This window comes from Streptomyces sp. HUAS TT11, from assembly GCF_051553595.1.
Classification (GTDB): Bacteria; Actinomycetota; Actinomycetes; order Streptomycetales; family Streptomycetaceae; genus Streptomyces.
The window spans coordinates 2,028,714-2,048,335 of sequence record NZ_CP196184.1 but is presented as its reverse complement, the minus strand read 5'-3'; the positions used below and the strand labels follow the sequence as shown (position 1 = coordinate 2,048,335).

Here is a 19,622-nt window from a genome sequence, read left to right as displayed (position 1 = left end):
TTCTCGAGGTGAGGCGGGGCTGCTTCCCGGGCATGGCCTCCAGAGGGTCGCGAGCCGCTGCTCGACGGCCGCAGCGCAGGCCGGTTCCGGCGGGGCACACCGTCACAGAGCGGTGTGCCCCGCAGGATCAGCGGAGACCGAAGGCCCGGATCACGGTCTGTGCGACCGCGTTGCCGGCACTGTCATGGGCGTGAGCCCGCAGCGAGACGAACCGGGCCTGCTTCGGGGCGGACAGTCCGAACCGGCCGTCCTTTCCGCCCGTGATCGTGCGCCAGGTGCGTCCGTCGTCGTAGGACACCTCCAGAGTGAGCTTCGACAGGGTGCCGGCGCCCGTGGCGTGGGCGAGGTGGGCGACGGACGCCGCCAGCGTCGCGTTCCTCGGGGCCTGGCCCGCCGCGTTGGTGTCGACGCCGTAGTCGATCTGCAGGAGCGGCAGGACCGACTGCTCGTCTCCCGCCGGAGCCCGGGAGGCGAAGTCCCACTCGGTGTGCGTGGTGGAGGAGTACGGGCTCACCGAGCCGTCCCGGCTGGTGTCCAGGACGAGACGGTACGGCAGCTTGCCGGCGCCGGGTGCGTCGGCCTGCACCATGGTGTTTCCGGAGTTCTGGGCCAGCTTGGTGTCACCCTGGTAGAGCGTGAGCGTGTGCGGCATGCGCTCGTAGTCCATCGACATGCCGACGTGGTCCGAGCCGCCCCAGCCGGGGACGTCCAAGGTCAGCCTGCTTCCCGTGCGGGTCGGCGGCTTGTAGTTGTTGTTCAGGTACGGGCGCTCGATGGGCTTGAACCAGTGCTGGGACTGCGTGCTGCCCGCCCGGTAGGTGGTACGCGGCTCGATCTCGTAGAGCAGACCTTCGACGTACGCCTCCTGGCCCCAGGAGTACCCGGGCCCGGTGGAGACCCAGTCGACCCGCTGCGAGTTCACCGGCTCACTCATCATCGTGCCGATGCCCCAGTCCGAGTAGACCGGCCAGTCGAAGCGGAACTCACCACCGCGCCGGGTGCTGTCGGGGCTGTCGAAGTCGACGTTCACCCGCGCGAGGTTCTTCGGGCCGCCCTGGACGACCAAGTGGTCCGGGATCTGGTTGTGCCACGTCCACATCAGGTCGTAGACGTAGGGGCTGACCGGCTGCGAGTCCACCGAGAGCACCGCCTTGGGAGCGGCGGCCTGGGCGAGGAGCTTCTCGCCCTCGTCCGTGCTCAGCAACGCGACGTCGATCCCGGCGAGGGTCCCGTTCCACGGTTCGCTGCTGTAGCTGCGGACCCGGCGACCGGGTTCGTTGTTCACGACCAGCAGGAGTTTGGCGCCCGCCGCTGTCGCCGCGGCGGCCTGGTCGGCGTCGCCGATCGTGTCGTTGCGCCGGACGACCACCGCCTTGCCCCGCGCGTCCAGGCCGGCGTAGTCCGCGCTCGTTCCGTCGCCGGCGGCCACGAGCGGGAGCTTGTAGTGCCCCTGGGCCAGCGCGGTGACGTCCTGCTGCCGGAGGGCGTCGGTGAACTCGGTGGTCCTGGTGGCGATGGCGAGCGCCGGCTGCTCCTTGCGCCAGCGGGCACCGAGGTAGAAGTCGCCGTGGGTCACCTTGTGCGTGACGGGCTGGGCCCACAGGCTGTCGTAGCTGGTCTGGGTCTCCATGTAGTCACGCCAGGTGCCACCGCCCATCGAGCGGTTGTACTCGAGGCGCTGGTAGGTCGTCTCGGTCCGCTGCGGTGTGGTCATCTCCACCCGCTCGATCTTCGAGGCGTCCAAGGTGACCGTGGTGTCGTGGTCCATCACGACCTCGGGGTCACCGAGCAGCGCCATCCCCATCGAGTGCGGGCCGTGGACACCCTGTACGTCCTTGAACTCCAGCACGGAGTAGACGTCGTTGGGGAGGAACATCTGCGCCGTGCCGGTCTCGTCGACGAGCCAGAACTCGGGCTCGAAGTGACCGGACCGCAGCAACTCGACGACACCGGACATCGGGTTGCCGTGTGCGTCCTTGAGGACGAGGGTCAGCTTGTGGGCGATGTCGCCCAACGACACGGCCGTGTGGGTGACGGCCTTCCCCGCGGTGTCGGCCGCGACGATCTGGCCGGTCCAGCGACCGTTCGCCGTTGCCTTGGAGCCGTCGATGACAGCCGTGACCTCGGCGGTACCGTGGGCCGGAACGACGACCTGGGAGGCGGACAACCGGAACATTCCCGCAGGGGCGTTCGGGGCCTGCACGGACAGGTCGAGGGTGACCGGCGAGCCACCCATGTTGGTGTATGTGACCGGACGCTTCACGGCGTCGGACGCGCCCGTCGCCGCCTGGCCGGCGAAGGCGGTCGCCGAGGCGAACACGTCGGCGCTCAGCGCCGACGGGACGTCCACCCGGCCGCTGCCCGCCTGGAAGGCGTCGTACGCCGGCGTCCGCTTCGAGCTGCTCACCAGGAGGTCCTTCAACTGGGAGCCGGTCAGACCGGGATGCGCCGCCGCGAGCAGCGCCGCGGCGCCCGCGACGTGCGGCGTGGCCTGGGAGGTCCCGCTGAGCGTCAGGTAGTTGCCCTCGCCGGTCGGCGCGTATTGGGACCGTGCCGCAAGCACGTCGACACCGGGGGCGGTGATCTCCGGCTTGAGCCCGCCGTCGCCGACGCGGGGACCCTGGCTGGAGAACCAGGCGACGTCGTCCGAGGAGTCCACGGCCCCCACGGTCAGGGCTGCGTCGGCCGCGCCGGGGGAGCCGACGCTGTAGTCCGAGCCCGCGTTGCCCGCGGCGACCACGAACAGGGTCCCGGTCTGGGCGCTCAGGCGGTCGACCGCCGTACTGAGGGGATCCGTGCCGTCGGACGGGCCGGTTGAGCCCAGGCTCATGTTGACGATGTCCGCGTGCTGGTCCACCGCGGCCCACTCCATGCCGGCCAGCACCCAGGAGTCCTGGCCGGAGCCGTCGTCGGAGAGCACCTTGCCGATGTGCAGGTCCGCACCGGGCGCAACGCCCTTCTCCTTGCCGTCCGACGCGGCCCCCGTGCCGGCGATGGTGGACGCGACATGAGTTCCGTGACCATGGCGGTCCGTCACGTCCTCGTCCGGAACGAAGCTCTGCGCGGCCGCTATCCGGCCTGCCAGGTCGGGGTGCTCGGCGTCGACGCCGGTGTCCAGGACGGCGACGTCCACGCCCTTCCCGGTGTCGCCGGCCTCCCACGCCTGCGGTGCGCCGATCTGGGAGGTGGACTCGGAGAGATCCGCCTTCACGACTCCGTCGAGCCAGATGTGGGCGATACCTCCACCGAAGGCCGGCCTGCCGGACGTGGCTGCGGCTGCGGTGGTCCTCTTGGCCGACGGCGGCGCGGAGGTGACGGAACGCCAGAAGTCCGCCGACCGGTCCCGGTCCTCGGACATGGCGGCACCCTGGACACTGCCGAGGGACCTGACACGGGTGGCGCCCTCGGGGGCCGTGGAACGCAGCCCCGATGCTGCCTTGCCGTCGTAGGAGACGATCAGCGGCAGCCGGTCGCGATGTGCGTCGTCGTAGCCGTCCGCGACGAGCCGGCTGATGTCGAACAGGCGCTTGTCCAGCACGCCCGCCGCCACGTAGGGGAGAACGGACTCGGGATACACGTACAGGTCGCCGTTCGACTCCATGATGCGCGCCTGGGCCGGCGCCCCGGCCGCACCACGCACATCGACGGTTCCGCCGGCGGTACCGGACTGCCGTGTGACCACGACATCACCCGTGATCAGGGTGACCGTGTGGACGCCCGGGGGTACGTTGCGCTGCGCGGCCGGCGCGGCCGAGTCGGCGGCGGCGTGGGCGGCGGACCCGGCGGCGGGCTGGGCCAATGACAGGAGGGCGGCGCCGGCGACGGCGAACACGCTCCAGCGTCTCGGTGATGATCTCAAGGGATTCCCTGACTGTTCCGTAGGGCCGTCTCGGCCCGCAAGCGATTCATGGCTGAAGTGACGGATCGGCGGGGGAGGGGGGAACGGCCGACGCTGCGGGCCGATGGTGGGGGTGCGGATCGCGGCAACTCGGCGTGGACGATCAGAGTTAAGGCTCGTGAACGGCGGATGTATAGATCAGATTCGTGTCCGATACCGCCAGCTGGCGAATCGCGCCAACGGCAGGCGGGTCTGATCGCCCCCGGGAGCAGGCCCGTTCGGACCCCCGGACAGGTGGCTCGACTCGAGAACAGGGCCTCGTGCCCCGCAACGGCCCGCACCCGCCGCCGTGTTCCGTCGGTCCGACGTCCTGCCGTCCGCCTGGTCGGCGAGGACACCGCCCCGCATGACCTTGATCCGCGTTCCGGCCCGTTGAACCGCGAGTTCCTCGACGCGTGCGCCGAAGCCGATGCGAGAGAGATCAGGTCCGTGCCGCCGTACCGCTGCGAGGCGGATGGCGCGGCGCCCACTCGGCGCGCATCGCAGCAGGTGGTGGCACCCGGTCGCTCGCCGAGCTCAGATCCAGCCCCGCTTGGCTGCTTCGGCGCCCATCTGGAAGCGGGTCTCCAGGCCGAGGCGGGCGGCGATCGCGGCGATCCGGCGGGTCACGGTGCGTGCGCTCGTGCCCAGTTGCCGGGCGATCGCCTGGTCCTTGTAGCCGGCCTGCAGCATTCTCAGCAGCAGGAGATCGTCCGTGCTCGGCTGGTCGGGGGTCTCCGGAGCGGTCGAGACGATGGGTTGCGCCCGTTGCCAGTAGACGTCGAACAGCTCGAGGAGCGCGTCGAGCAGACCCGACTGATGGACGACGGCGATTCTGTCGTACCGCCCTCCGATCAGTGCGACCAGCGCGACACGACGGTCCATGATCCGCAGCCTGAACGGCACGGTCGGCAGGAGCCGGGCCTGCTCGCCGAGTTGGGCGAGGCGGGTGATCAGTTCGAATCGGCCATGGTTCTCCAGCGCCTCCGGGCTGTACACCGACCGTATGTCGACGCCGCGGTCGAGCAGCTCCTTGGTGAACGCCTCCTCCAACTCGGTGCTGTACGGGCCCAGATACGGTGGCCGGTCCAACACCCAGAAGTGGCTGCGGATCGATTGGGTGAGCTCGGCGACGCGCAGGCCGATCGCCGTCTCACCGGTGATCACCTCCACCAGCTCGTTCGGATGCTCCTGCAGCCGGCTGGCACGGTATTCGCTCGCCAGGTCGTCGACCACATCCGCCACCGCGGCGAACGCCGCCTCGGAATCGGCTCTGTACTTGGCGAGCAGTGCGCTCAGTGCGGTCCGCGGGCTGACCGGTCGGTACTGGCCGTGTCCTTCCGTGCGCAGCACACCCATGTCCAGCAACCGGGCCACCGCGTGCCGTATCCGGCTGGGGGTGGCGTCAAGGTCCTCGGCGATCTCCCGCGCCGTCCGGTCGGGTTTCGCCAGAAGCGCGCGGTACACCCGCTCATCGAACTCGCTGATCCCGAGGGCACCGAGCACCGCGCCTCCTTGTGTCGTCACCGCCCGGCGGGAGGCCGGCCCGGCAATGGCGCGAAGCGCCGTCCGACGCTATCAGACAAGAGACCGACCGCTCGTGTGCCGGATTCGACGCACCTCGGTCGCTCTCGCGCCGCTGCTGCGCCGGCCGGTGGGGCGCCGTGCCGGGTCCGTGCGCGGTGTCCATCCGGTCGGCCATGTGCCGCATCACCCAACTCATGCTGTTCCGATGACAGTTGGATGGAAATCGGTGAAGGTCGATGCCGTGCCGAGGGCCGCAGTTCGCCTCGCGCTCACTTGGGCGGCGCCGCCCTCGGACTTCTTCTTGTACTGGCCACGTATTCGTCACTGCCGCGTGCCCGATGGTGACCAGCCTTTCTGTGCCCCTTCCCGTACGCCCCGGCAGGCGTGCTCGCGAAAGGAACACGGATGTCCGACGTCTCGCACGACGACACCCAGCAGGAAGGCCCCACCCGGAGACGACTGCTCGGCGCAGCGGCGGCAGTCGGCGGCATGGCCGCTGCCGCGTCGATTCTGCCGCCCAACCTCAGCAGGGCGGCGGCCGCCGAGCCCACGTCCGGCGGGCGACTGTCCGACATCGAGCACGTGGTGATCCTGATGCAGGAGAACCGCAGCTTCGACCACTACTTCGGCACCCTGTCCGGCGTCCGCGGTTTCGAGGACCCGCACGCTGTCCGGCTGCCCAACGGGCGGCCGGTCCACTACCAGCCCGACCCCCTGAACCCGGACGGCTACCTGTTGCCCTACCACATGGACTCCAGGACCACTGCCGCGATGGCCGTGCCGTCGCTGAGCCACGCCTGGCAGGCCCAGCACAACGCCTGGAACGGCGGGCGGATGGACAACTGGCTGCCGGCCCACCGCGACGCGGACGGCAACGCCAAGGGCCCGTACACCATGGGCTACCTGACCCGTGACGACATCCCGTTCCACTACGCGCTGGCCGACGCGTTCACCCTCTGCGACGCGTACCACTGCTCGGTGATGGGCCCGACGCACCCGAACCGGTACATGCACATGACCGGCACCGTCGACCCCGACGGTCTGGCCGGCGGGCCCGCGCTGGACAACAACGCGCCCAAGGGTACGTACTCGTGGACCACCTACCCGGAGCGCCTGGAGGCGGCCGGGGTGAGCTGGAGGATCTACCACGAGCCCGCCAAGGGCCCGGGCGGCGGCCCCACGGGTCTGGCGCCGATCGCCAACATGAAGCAGTACCAGGCGGCGAAGGCCGGCGACCCGCTCTACGACAAGGCGATCGCCGAGAGCGCCTTCGGCCAGTTCGAGTACGACGCGATGAACGGCACGCTGCCCAAGGTGCGCTGGCTGCTGCCGCCGTCGCTGTACGACGAGCACCCGGCCCGTACGCCCGCGGCGGGCGCCAACTGGCTGGCCGGCAAGATCGATGCGATCGCCGCCAACCCGGAGACCTGGGCCAAGACCGTCTTCATCCTCAACTACGACGAGAACGACGGACTGTTCGACCACGTGGTGCCGCCGACCCCGCCGGCCGGTACCGCGGGCGAGTTCGTCAGCAGGACCTCGCCGACCGGTGTCCCCGGCGGAAACCTCCCGGTGGGGCTCGGTTTCCGGGTGCCCTGCATCATCATCTCGCCCTGGACCGTGGGCGGATGGGTGGCCTCGGAGACCTTCGACCACACCTCCGTCCTCCAGTTCCTCGAGCGGCTGACCGGGGTCGCCGAGCCGAACATCAGCGAGTGGCGCCGCCGCGTCACGGGTGACCTGACCTCCGCGCTGCGGATGAACGCACCGCGCCGTCACGCGCCCGAACTGCCGCAGACCGGCGCCCGGTACAACCTCGCCCAGTACGAGGCGGCGAATCTGCCCCTGCCCAGCGTGCCGGCGCAGCAGACCCCGCCTCGCCAGGAGCGCGGCCACCGGCCCCGGACCTGACACGCCACCGGGGCGAGACCGGCGGCCGTTCGGGATTCGTGCCGCAGCGCGACCGAGGTGATGGCGCCGAAGGTGATCCGGCGGGCCGCCGGACCGGCAGTCCTCGGCGTCGTCCCATGTCAGCGGCACAACCGATGGCCCTGACGCGCCTCCTCTCGGACTCAGGTGTCCTGTGGCCGTGGTGGGCGGGACGACGAAGGCCTGTTCAGCCCCTCACAGGGCTGAACAGGCCTCGCCATGGCCGCAACCGGCCGGATCCGTCGTCAGGCGGTCGCCGCCGCGAAGATGTGGATGATGCCCCCGTTCGTCGTGGCGGGCAGGGTCACACTCGCGAGCTGCTTGCCCGCCTGCAGCGCGATGGGCGCGGTGGTGAAGACCTCCGTACCCACCGGGTCCTTGCCGCCGCCCTGCACGTCACGGTACGTGGTGTGGATGGCGATCGTGTTGCCGAACGACGGCGTCTGCGAACCGCCGCCGAGCGTCCAGTCGCTGAAGCCGATCTCGGCCTGCTGGGTGGTGCCGTCGGTGTACGTGAGCGTCGCCGTGCCGCTCGCCGCACCTTCCGCCGCACTGCCCAGCAGACTCAGCTTCGTGGCGCCGTCGGCCGCCGGTACGGCGAGCACCTGACCGCCCCCGACGACCTCGATGTTGTCGGGTTCACCGGCGGCCGCCGAGGGCCAGGTGAAGTCGAACCCGTTGGAGGAGACCGTGCTTCCCGGCTTCACCCCGGCGGCGGCGAGCGCAGCGGCGGAGTAACTCCAGCCCTCACCGTCGAAGTTGGCCTGCGGGTTGGCGTCGTCCGCCGAGATGCCGTTGCTGTTGACGTTCCACAGCATGCTGTTCTTCTTGGCGACGGTCACCGAGGCGGACGTCTTCGGCAGCGCCGTACCGGACGACGACGTCAGCGTCACCGGGATGGTGTAGAAGCCCTGCTCGGTCCCGGCCGCCGCGGAGACGGAGATCTTCGCGTCGGCGGAGCCACCGCCCGGCACCGTGAAGTCACCCTGGGACGGTGTCACCGTGATGCCGGCAGGAGGGGCGGCCGTCCAGTGGACCTTGGTCTCCTGGTCCTGGAGCGCCTGCACCTTGACGGTCGTCTCGACGGCCTCACCGCCGGGCTCGGCCTTGAGCTTCGCCGGGGTGACACCGGTGAAGAACTTCACTCCGCCGCCCGGGAAGGACGGCGGAACATCGGCCTTGGCACTGCCCCACGAGGTGTTGGGCTTGGAGCCGAGCGTGTAGTCCAGGGTGCCGCCGTGGGTGACGAAGGAGGCGGGGACCCACGGCTTGTCGGACTTCTTGCCGTTGGTCTTCAGGCTCTGGATGTAGATGTTGTCCGCCGACGCGGCGGGCGCGTTGACCGTGATGGTCCTGTGGTTCCCGGTGTGGATCACGGCGTGCGGGAACAGCGGTGCCGAGAGCACCATGTCCGCACGGCTGGGCACCTGCGGGTACATGCCGAGCGCCGAGAAGACGTACCAGGACGACATCGTCCCGGCGTCGTCGTTACCGGGGATACCGCCGGGGGTGTCGGTCCACAGCTGGTCCATCTCCGCGCGGACCGTCTCCTGCGTCTTGTACGGCGCGCCGAGGTAGTTGTACAGGTACGGCGCGTTGATGTCGGGCTCGTTGGTCGGGTCGTAGCGCGTGCCGTCCTTGGCCGAGAAGTCGAAGGCGCCGTCGGGGGTGCGGAAGAAGGAGTCGAGCCGGGTCACGGCCGCGTCGTCGCCGCCCATGGCACTGGCGAGTCCGGCCACGTCGGAGTACACCATCCAGGTGTAGCGGGCGCTGGTTCCCTCGACGAATCCGCTGCCGGTGCCCGGGGTGAACGTGCCCGCCCAGGTGCCGTCGGACTTGCGGTCGCGGATGTAGCCGCCCTGCGGTGTGGCGTTCGGGTCGAAGACGTTGGTCCAGTTGCCGGAGCGGGCGAGGAACGTCTTCTCGTTGGCGTGGTCGCCGATCTGGCCGGCCAGCGAGGAGATGCCGAAGTCGGCCGCCGCGTCCTCCAGCGTCTCGGCGGCGCCGCCCCAGCAGTGGCAGCCGTCGGCCGGGACGTAACCAAGGTCCAGGTACTTGTCCAGGGCCGGCCGCTGGCCCACACACTCGACGTTGCAGCCCGCACTGTCGGAGTCGTTCGCCGTCGGCACGGTCGCCGCGGTCACCAGTGACTTCAAGGCGCCCTTGACGTCGAAGTCGTGACCGCCGAAGGCGTAGATCCCGGCGAGTGCGGCGTCCGACGGGTCGCCGGACATGACGCTCGTCTTGCCGTTCTCAAGGAGCCAGCGGTCCCACTCGCCGTCACGCTGGTTCGCGTAGTTGAACAGGGACTGTGCGTAGTCGCTGCCGGCCTTCGGGTTCAGCAGAGTCATCAGCTGCACCTGGGCGCGGTACTGGTCCCAGCCGGAGAACGTGCCGTACTGCGCCTTCTGGCCCTTGGCCAGCTTGTGCGGCTCGCGGTCGGCGCCCAGGTAGCGGCCGTCGACGTCGCTGGTCAGGGTCGGCTCCAGCATCGAGTGGTAGAGCGCGGTGTAGAAGGTGGAGCGCTGGGCGTCGCTGCCGCCGCCCACCTCGATCTTGCTCAGCTCCTGCCTCCAGGCCGCGGCGGCCTGGGACTTGACGGAGCCGAAGGACTTGGCGGGCGGGTTCTCGGCACGGAGGTTGGCCTCCGCGTTCTGCGGGCTGACGTAGGAGATGGCCACCTTCGCCTGGACCTCGGTGGTGCCGCCCGCGAACGTGACGTACGCGCCCGAGCCCTTGCCGGCCACCGGGTTGCCGGACGAGTTGAAGCCCGTACCGCCCTGGGCGGAGGTGGAACCCGCCTGCACGGTTCCGTCGGTCCAGGTGCCGACCTTGGCGAACGGCTTGTCGAAGTGCGCCGTGAAGTACAGCGTGTAGAGGTCCTTGCGGTTGTTCGCGCTCTGCGGGCCGCAGAAGTTGCCCGCGCTGACCGAACCGGTGACGGTCCTGGTAGCGGCGTTCACCTGCACATCGGCGGCGGTGCTGCCGCTCTCGGAGTTGGATGTGCGGAACAGCATGCTGGCGGGCTTGTCGGACGGGAAGCCGAACCGGCCCGAGCCGGTACGGGCGGTGGCCGTCAGTTCGGCGGAAGCGCCGCTGTCCAGGCCCACCTTGTAGTAGCCGGCCGATGAGGTCTCATTGGCATGGGAAAAGGTGCTGGCGTACTTGGAGTCGCTGGTGTCGGCCGTGGGCGAGGAGTCGACATCGCCCACGTACGGCATGATCGGGATGTCGCCGTTGGCTCCGGAGCATCCGACGCCGTTGAGATGCGTGAGGCTGAAGCCCCGGATCTTCGTGGCGTTGTACTGGTAACCGCCCGGAGCGGGTGTGGAGGTCTGACTGCCGCGGGAGTTCTGCGGGCTCCAGGCCAGCATGCCGAACGGCTGAACGGCACCGGGATAGGTGTTGCCCGCGTTGGACGAGCCGATCAGGGGGTTGACGTAGGAGACGGGATCCTTGACCTCGTCCCGGCCCGGCGTCGCCGAGGCGGGCGTCACGGTCAAGGCCACCGCCAGGGCCGCCATGGTGGCCGCCGCGACGGATCCGAGGGCTCGTCGTCTATGACGAGCCCGGCCCTCCACATGAGTCTGACGAACCAATGAGCCTGACACCGCTTCTGCCCTTCATATCTGATGGAGGGTCAGGACGCGCCAGGAGCACGCGCGTCCGCTCTCCGTTCCGTACTGCTGCCGACAACGTTGTCAATGAACGCGAGGATGCTCCCCCCGTATTCGGGCGGTGTCAAGGGTGCCGAAATCCGGTGTTCAGCCCTGCCGTTGTCGAAGATCGCATCGGCGCTGGTGGGGACCGGTGTGCCGCCTTCGAAGAACGTCGCGGGTGGAGCCGGGGGAGGGCCGCCGGGCGGGGGCGCGGGGGCGGTCGTCGCGACTTGCGGCAGGTCGCCCTCATGGGGGAGGGAGGCTGGGTGAGTTCGCCGGGCGCCGTGCCGCTGCCACGCCTCGTCGACGCGCCGACGAGGCCTGTCGCCGTTGTGACATGTCGCCGATGTGACTCGTGATGCCGATGACACTCCGGTGCATCAGCTGATTCCTTTCGTACAGCGCGTGCTCACCGGCTGTACGAAGGGTGTACTTGTGATGCGTTGGCCCCGCCTGACGGCGGCGATATCAACAGGATTGATGGTGGCCGCCGGCGTCGTGCCGGCCGCCGCCGTGAACCGGACGGCGACCTTCGGAAGCGCCGAACGTCCCACCGCGGAGCGGGGTGCGGCGTCCGCGACCGTGCAACTGGTCACCGGTGACCGGGTGACCGTGACGACGCTGCCGGGAGGGCGGCGCACCGCGTCGGTCCAGCCCGGACCGGGCCGTGAACGCATCGTCTTCCGCACGCTGGAGTCGGACGACAAGGCACTGACCGTGCTGCCGTCCGACGCCGAACCCCTCGTTGCGGCCGGAACGCTGGACCGCCGGCTCTTCGATGTGACGGCTCTGATCGCCCAGGGCTACGACGAGGCCCACAGCGACGCGCTGCCGCTGATCGTCTTCTCCGGTCCGTCCCGTGACCGGGCCAGGGTCTCCGCACAGGCGGCGAGGACGGCCGAGGCCACGGCCGGCCGTCTGGCGGCGCTCAACGAGTCCTCGGTGCCCTCCCGCACGCTGAGCAGCATCGACGCCCGCTCCCTGAGGGTCTCCGGCGGCGATCTCGGCACCTTCTGGAAGACGCTCGGGTCCGGCGGGGGTTCGGACTCCGCCCGCGCCGCGGCCACGCCGCGCATCGCGCTGGACGGCAAGGTCAGGGCGGTGCTCGACCGCAGTACCGCGCAGATCAACGCGCCCGTCGCGTGGAAGGCGGGCTACGAGGGCCAGGGCGTCAAGGTGGCCGTGCTGGACACCGGAGTCGACCCGAAGCACCCCGACCTGTCCGGGCGGATCGCGGAAGCGAAGGACTTCTCCGACAGCGGCAACACGGTGGACCACTTCGGTCACGGCACCCATGTCGCCTCGATCGTGGGCGGCACCGGCGCCGCGTCCTCGGGTACCCGCCGCGGGGTCGCGCCCAAGGCGGACCTGCTGGTCGGCAAGGTACTGGGCGACGACGGCTTCGGCTCGGAGTCCCAGGTCATCGACGGCATGGAGTGGGCGGCAGGGCAACGCGTCAAGGTCGTGAACATGAGCCTCGGCTCGGACGAACCGACCGACGGCACCGACCCCATGAGCCAGGCCGTCAACACCTTGACCGCCGCCACCGACACACTGTTCGTCATCGCCGCGGGCAACGCGGGCGAGCAGGGCCAGTACACGATCGGCTCGCCGGGAGCCGCCGACGCCGCCCTCACCGTCGGCGCCGTCGACCGGGACGACTCCCTCGCTCCCTTCTCCAGCCGCGGCCCGCGCCAGGGCGACCGGGCCGTCAAGCCCGATGTGACCGCACCGGGTGTGGGCATCGTCGCCGCGCGCGCCGCGGGCACGACCATGGGCGACCCGATCGACGCCGACTACACCTCCGCCTCCGGTACGTCCATGGCCACGCCGCACGTCGCGGGCGCCGCCGCACTGCTGGCGCAGGAGCACCCGGGCTGGGGCGCCCAGCAGATCAAGGACGCGCTGATCAGCACCTCGCACACGGTGTCGGGCACCAAGGTGACCGACCAGGGCGGTGGCCGCATCGACCTGGCCACGGCCACCGGCCCGGTCACCGCGACCGGCACTCTGGCGCTCCCCGCGGTGCAGATCGCCGGGGCGGCCGGGCGGCAGCAGGCGGCCACCGTCCACTACGCCAACACCGGTGACAAGCCGGTCGAGCTGAGGCTGGCGGTCGGTCTGGCCACCGGCGAAGGGCGCGCCCTGCCGGCCGGGGTGGTCACCCTCGGTTCGGGGACCGTGACTCTCGCCCCCGGCGCCGGCGCCGACGTCCCGCTGAACACCGACGCAGCCCACGCCACCCGCGGTGACTACTACGGGTACGTCACCGCCACCGCAGCCGACGGCACCGTTCTCGCCCACACCACCGTCAGCCTCAACGTCCACGCCCCGAAGCACAGGCTGACCGTGGTCGCCCGCGACCGTGACGGCAAGGTCATCGAGGGCGCGACCCCGACGATCTGGGGCCAGGACGGGTTCGTCGACTACACCAGCCTGGAGCCCGCCGTCGCCGAGGTCGAGGAGGGCACGTACCAGGTCAGCTTCGGCACGCTGGACAACGCGGCCGACGGCCAGGAACTGCGCGAGGTCGTCAACCCCGAGGTCAAGATCACCAAGGATGCGACGGTGACCCTGAACGCGGCCGACACCACCCCCGTGCAGATCCGTACGCCACGCCCCGCCGAGCAGCGCGGCATCCTCAGCTACCAGACGTACCGGAACATCGAGGGCCACGGTCTGACCCAGGGTGTGATGTTCTTCGACGTCGCCAAGCGGATCTACGTCAGCCCGACGGCGCCCGTCACCGACGGCACCTTCGAGTTCGCCTCCCGCTGGCAGATGACCGCACCGCAGCTGCGGGCCGAGGTCCCCGGCACGTCGCTGGCGTTCACCCCGTACTACGTGCCCGCGTCCCCCGCTTTCGACGACAAGGGGGCGAAGCTGACCGCCGTCGACGCCGGCACCGGCACCGCGGCCGAGCTGAAGAAGGCCGGTGTGCGGGGCAAACTGGCCGTCGTCCGCTGGCACTTCACCGATGACCGGGCTCTTGCCCAGGCTGCCCGGGACGCCGGGGCCAAGGCACTGATGCTTGTCATGGAAGACGGCTTCTACCCATGGACGCGCTGGTCCCCGAGCGGTGAGCGCATGGCGGTGCCCACCATGCGCGCCGGAGCGGTGGAGGGCTCGACGCTGCTGAAGCGTGCGGCGCAGCGCGCCACCACGGTGGACTTCTCCGGCACGGTCCACAGCCCGTACCTCTACGACGTCATGCAGGTGGCGAAGGGCCGGATCCCCCAGCAGCTGGTCCACACGGTCTCCGAACGCGAGAGCGCCGTCGTCCGGGCCACCTACACCCGTACCGGAGCCAGTTCCTGGGCCAGCGAGCAGCGTTTCGGCTGGCGGCCCTACCAGGACACCGCCTGGAACCAGTACACCCGTGACGTGCCCACCGGGCAGGAGCGGACCGAGTACGTCACCGGCGGCGACACGCTCTGGTACCACACGGTGCACCACAATGTCGTCGACATCCCCGACTTCCCGCTGCTGGCAGGCATGCGGGATGCCCCCCACACCTACCGGCCCGGCCAACAGGCCACCGAGCGGTGGTTCGGGGGGCCCGTCCGCCCGTCGATCCCCCGGGGCGCGCCCTGGGCCTCGGTACGCAACGGCGACACCTTGTCGCTGTACGTCCCCGAGTTCAGCGACGGCACCGGCCACTGGGCGTTCGCGGAGAGCGGTGGCTTCGGCGGCATCGGCGTCGGTGCCAGGGAAGTCGCCCAGGACGACACCGCCCGCGCGGTGCTGTACCGCGACGGGAAGCAGATCACGGCCTCCGATGCCGGAGCGTGGGGCAATGTCGAGGTGCCGTCGGGCGACGCCGAGTACCGCCTGGACCTGACCACCGCCCGAGTCTCGGACGACTGGCGCTTCGGGACCGAGACCAGCACCTCGTGGACGTTCCGCTCGGGCACCACGGGCGACCCGGAGAAGCTGCCGCTGCTCCAGGTCGACTACGCCGCACCGGTCGACGCGCAGAACGCCGTCGGACCCGCCCGCAGGCACACCGTCGGGCTGACCGTCCGCATGCAGGACGGCATGGCGGCGCCGCACGGTGTGAAGCTGAAGGTCGAGACGTCCTACGACGACGGAGGGAACTGGACCACCGCCCGCACCACCGGGAAGGGCGGCGGACGATTCACCGCCACGGTGGAGCGGCCGTCGCTGCGGCACGGCGACGCGTACGTGACGCTGCGGGTCACGGCGACGGACGCCGCCGGCAACAGCGTCCGGCAGACCGTGGTGCGCGCGTACCTCCAGCGCGGTACATCCTGATCCGCCCGGGACGGTGACAGCGGCCGCCCCTGCCTGAACCGCGGCGGGTGCCGGGCCACTTGGCCCGGCACCCGCCGCGCTGCGGACGGCGTCACCGCGGGGGAGAGGCAACTGTGATGCACCCTGAGGCCGTTGTACCGGAATACGTGCTGTTTCCCCTGTCACATCTCCGTGCCCGAAAGCCCATGACGAATCGAGGTCACCCCGCCGTTTCGTACACGTAAAAGCGTCGCGATTCACCTGATGGTCAATGGGTGCACTCGATGGTGACGCGCCCGCTGCGGTCCTGATGATGACGATCCCAACCGCCCGTCATACACGGGCAGTTGGTGCCGAAGGCCGCAACGCCGGTCTGCTGGTGAAGGCCGGTCCGAGATGCGCCTTACCCTCGGGCGGTTGGGAATTCAAGTACTTTACATCGGGCCTTCACGGGTGGTCGGATTCGGTCGATCATCGACTCTGGAGGCATTGTGGGACTCCCTTTTGCGCGAAGATCCGCGGCGTCCGTTGCGGCGGCCCTTGTCGCCGCTCTGATAACTCCGGCGACGGCCCACGGGGCCGTCGGCCCACCGCATCCCGCCACCACTTCGGCCGGACACAGCGAGCCTCGGCCCGCACCGGTCAAGGTCACGTTGATCACCGGGGACGAGGTGACGGCGACTCAGGGGCCCGGCCGGACGGGCCTCTCGGTGGACGCAGTCGAGCGCCCGCCGGGAGCCACGGGCTCGGTGCGTGTCGCTGTCGAAGACGGTGACACCTTCGTGTATCCCGACGAGGCCATGGCGTACCTCGCCACGGGACGCCTCGACAAGCAACTCTTCGACGTCACCCAACTGGTGGCCCAGGGATACGACGACGCGCACGCCGGTGCGCTCCCCTTGATCGTCACCCGCTCCGAAGGTTCCTCCGCCCTCACTTCCGGCCTCGCGAAGGGCTCGTCCGGCTCGCCGTCCGACAGCGCACTGCCGGGGGTGGAGACCTCGCGGGCCCTTCCGTCCGTTCGTGGCGAGGCCGTTCGCGCCCGCAGGTCGAAGGCCGCCGCCCTCTGGTCGACCCTCACCGACACCCGGAGGCAGGACGCACAGCGGTCGACGGCACGCGCCGGTGCGGCCCCGGACGACGGGGCCGCGCCGTCCTTCGCCGCCGGTATCGACAAGATCTGGCTCGACGGCAAGGCCGAGGCGGCACTCGCCGACACGACGGCGCAGATCGGCGCTCCCTCGGCCTGGTCGGCGGGGGGCACGGGTACGGGCGTACGGGTCGCGGTACTGGACTCCGGCGTGGACGCCACCCATCCGGACCTCGCCGGCCGCATCGTGGCGTCCCGGAGTTTCGTCCAGGGCGAGGACGTCGTGGACAGGAACGGCCACGGAACGCACACGGCTTCGACCGTCGCCGGGACGGGTGCCGCGTCCGGCGGCAAGGAGCGGGGAGTCGCCCCCGGCGCCGATCTGCTGGTGGGCAAGGTCCTGGGCAACAGCGGATCGGGTCCGATATCGGGGATCATCGCGGGCATGGAGTGGGCGGCGCGGACCGAACACGCCAAGGTGATCAACATGAGCCTCGGCACACCGGCGTGGCACACCCAGGACGATCCGCTGAGCCAGGCGGTCAACCAGCTGAGTGCCGAGACGGGTGCGCTCTTCGTCATCGCCGCGGGCAACGCCGGGAACAGCCCCTACAACGTGAGCGCGCCGGGGACCGCGGACGCCGCCCTCACCGTCGGCGCGGTGGACGGGGCGGACCACCTCGCCGACTTCTCCAGCGCCGGGCCGCGCATGAACGACGACGCCCTCAAACCGGACCTGACCGCACCCGGCGTGGACGTGTCGGCGGCGCGGTCCCAGTACATGAACGACGGCGGCGAAGGCTACTACCGCTCGGACAGCGGTACTTCCATGGCGGCGCCTCATGTCGCGGGGGCAGCCGCTCTGCTGGCCCAGAAGCACCCGCAGTGGACCGGGCAACAGCTCAAGGACGCTCTGATGAGCACCAGTGCGCCGACGCCCGCCTACAGCCCGTATCAGGCGGGCACCGGCCGGGTGGACGTGGGCACCGCGTACCGGCAGGACCAGGTCGTCGCGAGTGGATCGGTGGATGCCGGACTCGTCCCCTGGTCGCCGGACCGCAAGCCGAAGCCGGTCGAGCGGCGGATCACCTACACCAACACCACCGACCGGCCCGTCACGGTGCAACTCGCGGTGGACCGTGGCGACTCGCCCGCGGGAACGTTCGCACTGGCCGCCGACCACGTCACGGTACCCGCGCGCGGGACCTCGACGGTCGGCGTGGTGGCGGACCCGAGGGGGCTCGCGCCGGGCCAGTACGCCGCCCAGGTCACCGCACGCTTCCCGGCCGGTGCCGTGCACACGGCCGTGGGGCTTTCCGTCGAGTACGAGAAGCACGCCCTGACCGTCCATCTGAAGGACCGGGCCGGCAAGCCCGTCAGCGGCGAGGTCGAGATCACCGGTGCCGACGGGAGGACCACCGTCATGTGGGTCCCGGACGGCACGCTCACCAGCCGCTGGGCTCCCGGCTCCTACACGGTCGTCTCCACGCTGGACGTGGAAGGCCGCCACGGCCCGCACTCCCTCGGATACGCGGTACTGACCGTGCCCGAACTCGACCTGAAGTCCGATCGGGACGTGGAACTCGACGCGTCGCGCATACGCCAGGTCAAGGTGGAGACGCCCGAGCCCACGTCCGTCACCACCAGCAGGATCGACCTGTTCCGCTCCTTCACCTCGAGCGAGCCGACGCCCGGCGACGCGCAGGCACTGCACGAGGTCCTGATGCCCTCCGCCGCCTACGACAGCCTGTGGGCCCTGCCGACCAAGGGCAAAGTGCGCAAGGGCAGCTTCGTCTTCACCACCCGGATCCGGGCCGAGCAGACTCCGTTGAGGATCGCCTACCGCGGACGCAGCCTCGACGACACGCTCCTGGTGCAGCCGGGATCCCCGCAGTTCCGGAACGGCACCGCGCATGTGGACGCCGTCTTCGCCGGAAGCGGCACGCCCGCCGACTACGCCGGAGTGTCCGCCCGCGGCAAGGCCGTGGTCGTCCGCAGCAGCGCCGCCGTCGCCCCGACGGACCAGGCGGCCGCGGCGCGCACCGCGGGGGCGGCGATGCTCCTGGTGGTCAACGACGGCGACGGCCGCAAGAGTGACTGGTACGGCGACCCGGACGGCAGGACGACCGGGCGGATCCCGGTCGCCTCGCTCACCGTGGACGACGGCGAAGACCTGATCACCACGATCAAGGCCGCGGGCAGGAGCGGGACAAGGCTGGCAGTCGAAGCCCATCCCGCGCCGAAGTACCTGTACGACCTGGCCGACTACCACCGGGGCGGGGTGCCGGACGACCCCTCCGCGGCAACCGACCCCGGCAGCCTCGCTCGCATCGAGAACGACTTCGCCCCGCCCGCCGGCAAGCAGGTCATGGAAAGCCGGGAGGACAGCCCGTCGTACGAATACTGGCCGGCCGCCTATCCCTATGCCGGGTTCGGGATGACACGCGTCCCGCCGTTCCCGAGGGAGCCGGTCGCAGCGGGCCACCGTACCGACTGGGTCTCCGCAGGCAACGGCGTCAAGTGGCAGCAGTACGCGAGCATCGACGGCTGGTCGACGTTCACCGACATCGCGAGCTACCGGCCGCGCAGCGTGCACAGCGAACGCTGGTTCGGCCCCCTCACACGGCCGAGGATGGTCAGCTTCGAGGTCCCGCACCGCGTCGGCGACGCCATGGGCGGAATGATCGCGGGATTCGGTGACGGGGGGTCCGCCCACAGCGGCGACACCGGCATGATGCAGCGGAGCTTCGCGCTGTACCAGGGGGACAGCCTGCTGATGCAGAACGGGCCACGGCCCGATTTCGGAGTGGGCGGCCTGGCACCGCAGCGACTCGCCTACCGGCTCGTCGCCGACACCAAGGGCAATGCCGACCTCACCCCCTACTCCACCACCACGCACACCGAGTGGCGTTTCGTCTCCGGCCACGCCGACGACCAGGCCATCCCGCTGGTCCAACTCGACTACGGAGCCGATCTGGACCTCGCAGGACGGGCGAAGCGCACCTCGGCCTTCTCCGTCGAGCCCGTCGTCGTCGGCGGTGGCGCCCCCGAGGACGCGGTCACCTCGCTCGAGCTCGACGTCTCCTACGACGACGGGGCAACGTGGCGGCGGCAGAGCCTGAAGGAGAAGCAGGGCTCCTGGCAGGCGCATCTGAACGCACCCTCCCGGGCCGATTACGTGTCCGTCCGGGTCACCGCCGAGCAGCGCAACGGAGGTGGGGTCACACAGACCGTCACCCGGGCCTTCGGCCTCGAATGACCCTGTGACACGGATGGGCCGGTCCAC

General features: G+C 70.4%; 6 protein-coding genes. 3 read left to right on the top strand and 3 right to left on the bottom strand.

Annotated features, from left to right (window positions below):
- Nucleotides 1-127: 127 nt before the first annotated feature.
- On the bottom strand, nucleotides 128-3,832 hold the full coding sequence (locus ACSHXN_RS09305) for a S8 family serine peptidase (RefSeq protein ID WP_438302924.1): 3,705 nt from the start codon (nucleotides 3,830-3,832) through the stop codon (nucleotides 128-130).
- A gap of 582 nt (nucleotides 3,833-4,414) precedes the next feature.
- Nucleotides 4,415-5,383: a winged helix-turn-helix transcriptional regulator gene (locus tag ACSHXN_RS09300; RefSeq protein ID WP_438302923.1), complete on the bottom strand. Its 969-nt coding sequence runs from the start codon at nucleotides 5,381-5,383 to the stop codon at nucleotides 4,415-4,417.
- A gap of 426 nt (nucleotides 5,384-5,809) precedes the next feature.
- Between ACSHXN_RS09300 and ACSHXN_RS09295 the strand changes: the two genes are divergently transcribed.
- Entirely contained in the window at nucleotides 5,810-7,315 is a 1,506-nt protein-coding gene (locus ACSHXN_RS09295) for an alkaline phosphatase family protein (RefSeq protein ID WP_438302922.1), read from the top strand.
- A 263-nt stretch (nucleotides 7,316-7,578) separates the two neighbouring features.
- Here ACSHXN_RS09295 and ACSHXN_RS09290 read toward each other — a convergent pair whose 3' ends face one another.
- Nucleotides 7,579-10,857, bottom strand: a complete 3,279-nt coding sequence (locus ACSHXN_RS09290; RefSeq protein WP_438302921.1) for a GH92 family glycosyl hydrolase — start codon at nucleotides 10,855-10,857, stop codon at nucleotides 7,579-7,581.
- Nucleotides 10,858-11,472: 615 nt separating this feature from the next.
- Between ACSHXN_RS09290 and ACSHXN_RS09285 the strand changes: the two genes are divergently transcribed.
- Nucleotides 11,473-15,267 (top strand): S8 family peptidase, encoded by a 3,795-nt coding sequence (locus ACSHXN_RS09285; protein ID WP_438302920.1) that lies wholly within the window; start codon nucleotides 11,473-11,475, stop codon nucleotides 15,265-15,267.
- A gap of 728 nt (nucleotides 15,268-15,995) precedes the next feature.
- Nucleotides 15,996-19,595: a S8 family serine peptidase gene (locus tag ACSHXN_RS09280; RefSeq protein ID WP_438302919.1), complete on the top strand. Its 3,600-nt coding sequence runs from the start codon at nucleotides 15,996-15,998 to the stop codon at nucleotides 19,593-19,595.
- Nucleotides 19,596-19,622: the final 27 nt, after the last annotated feature.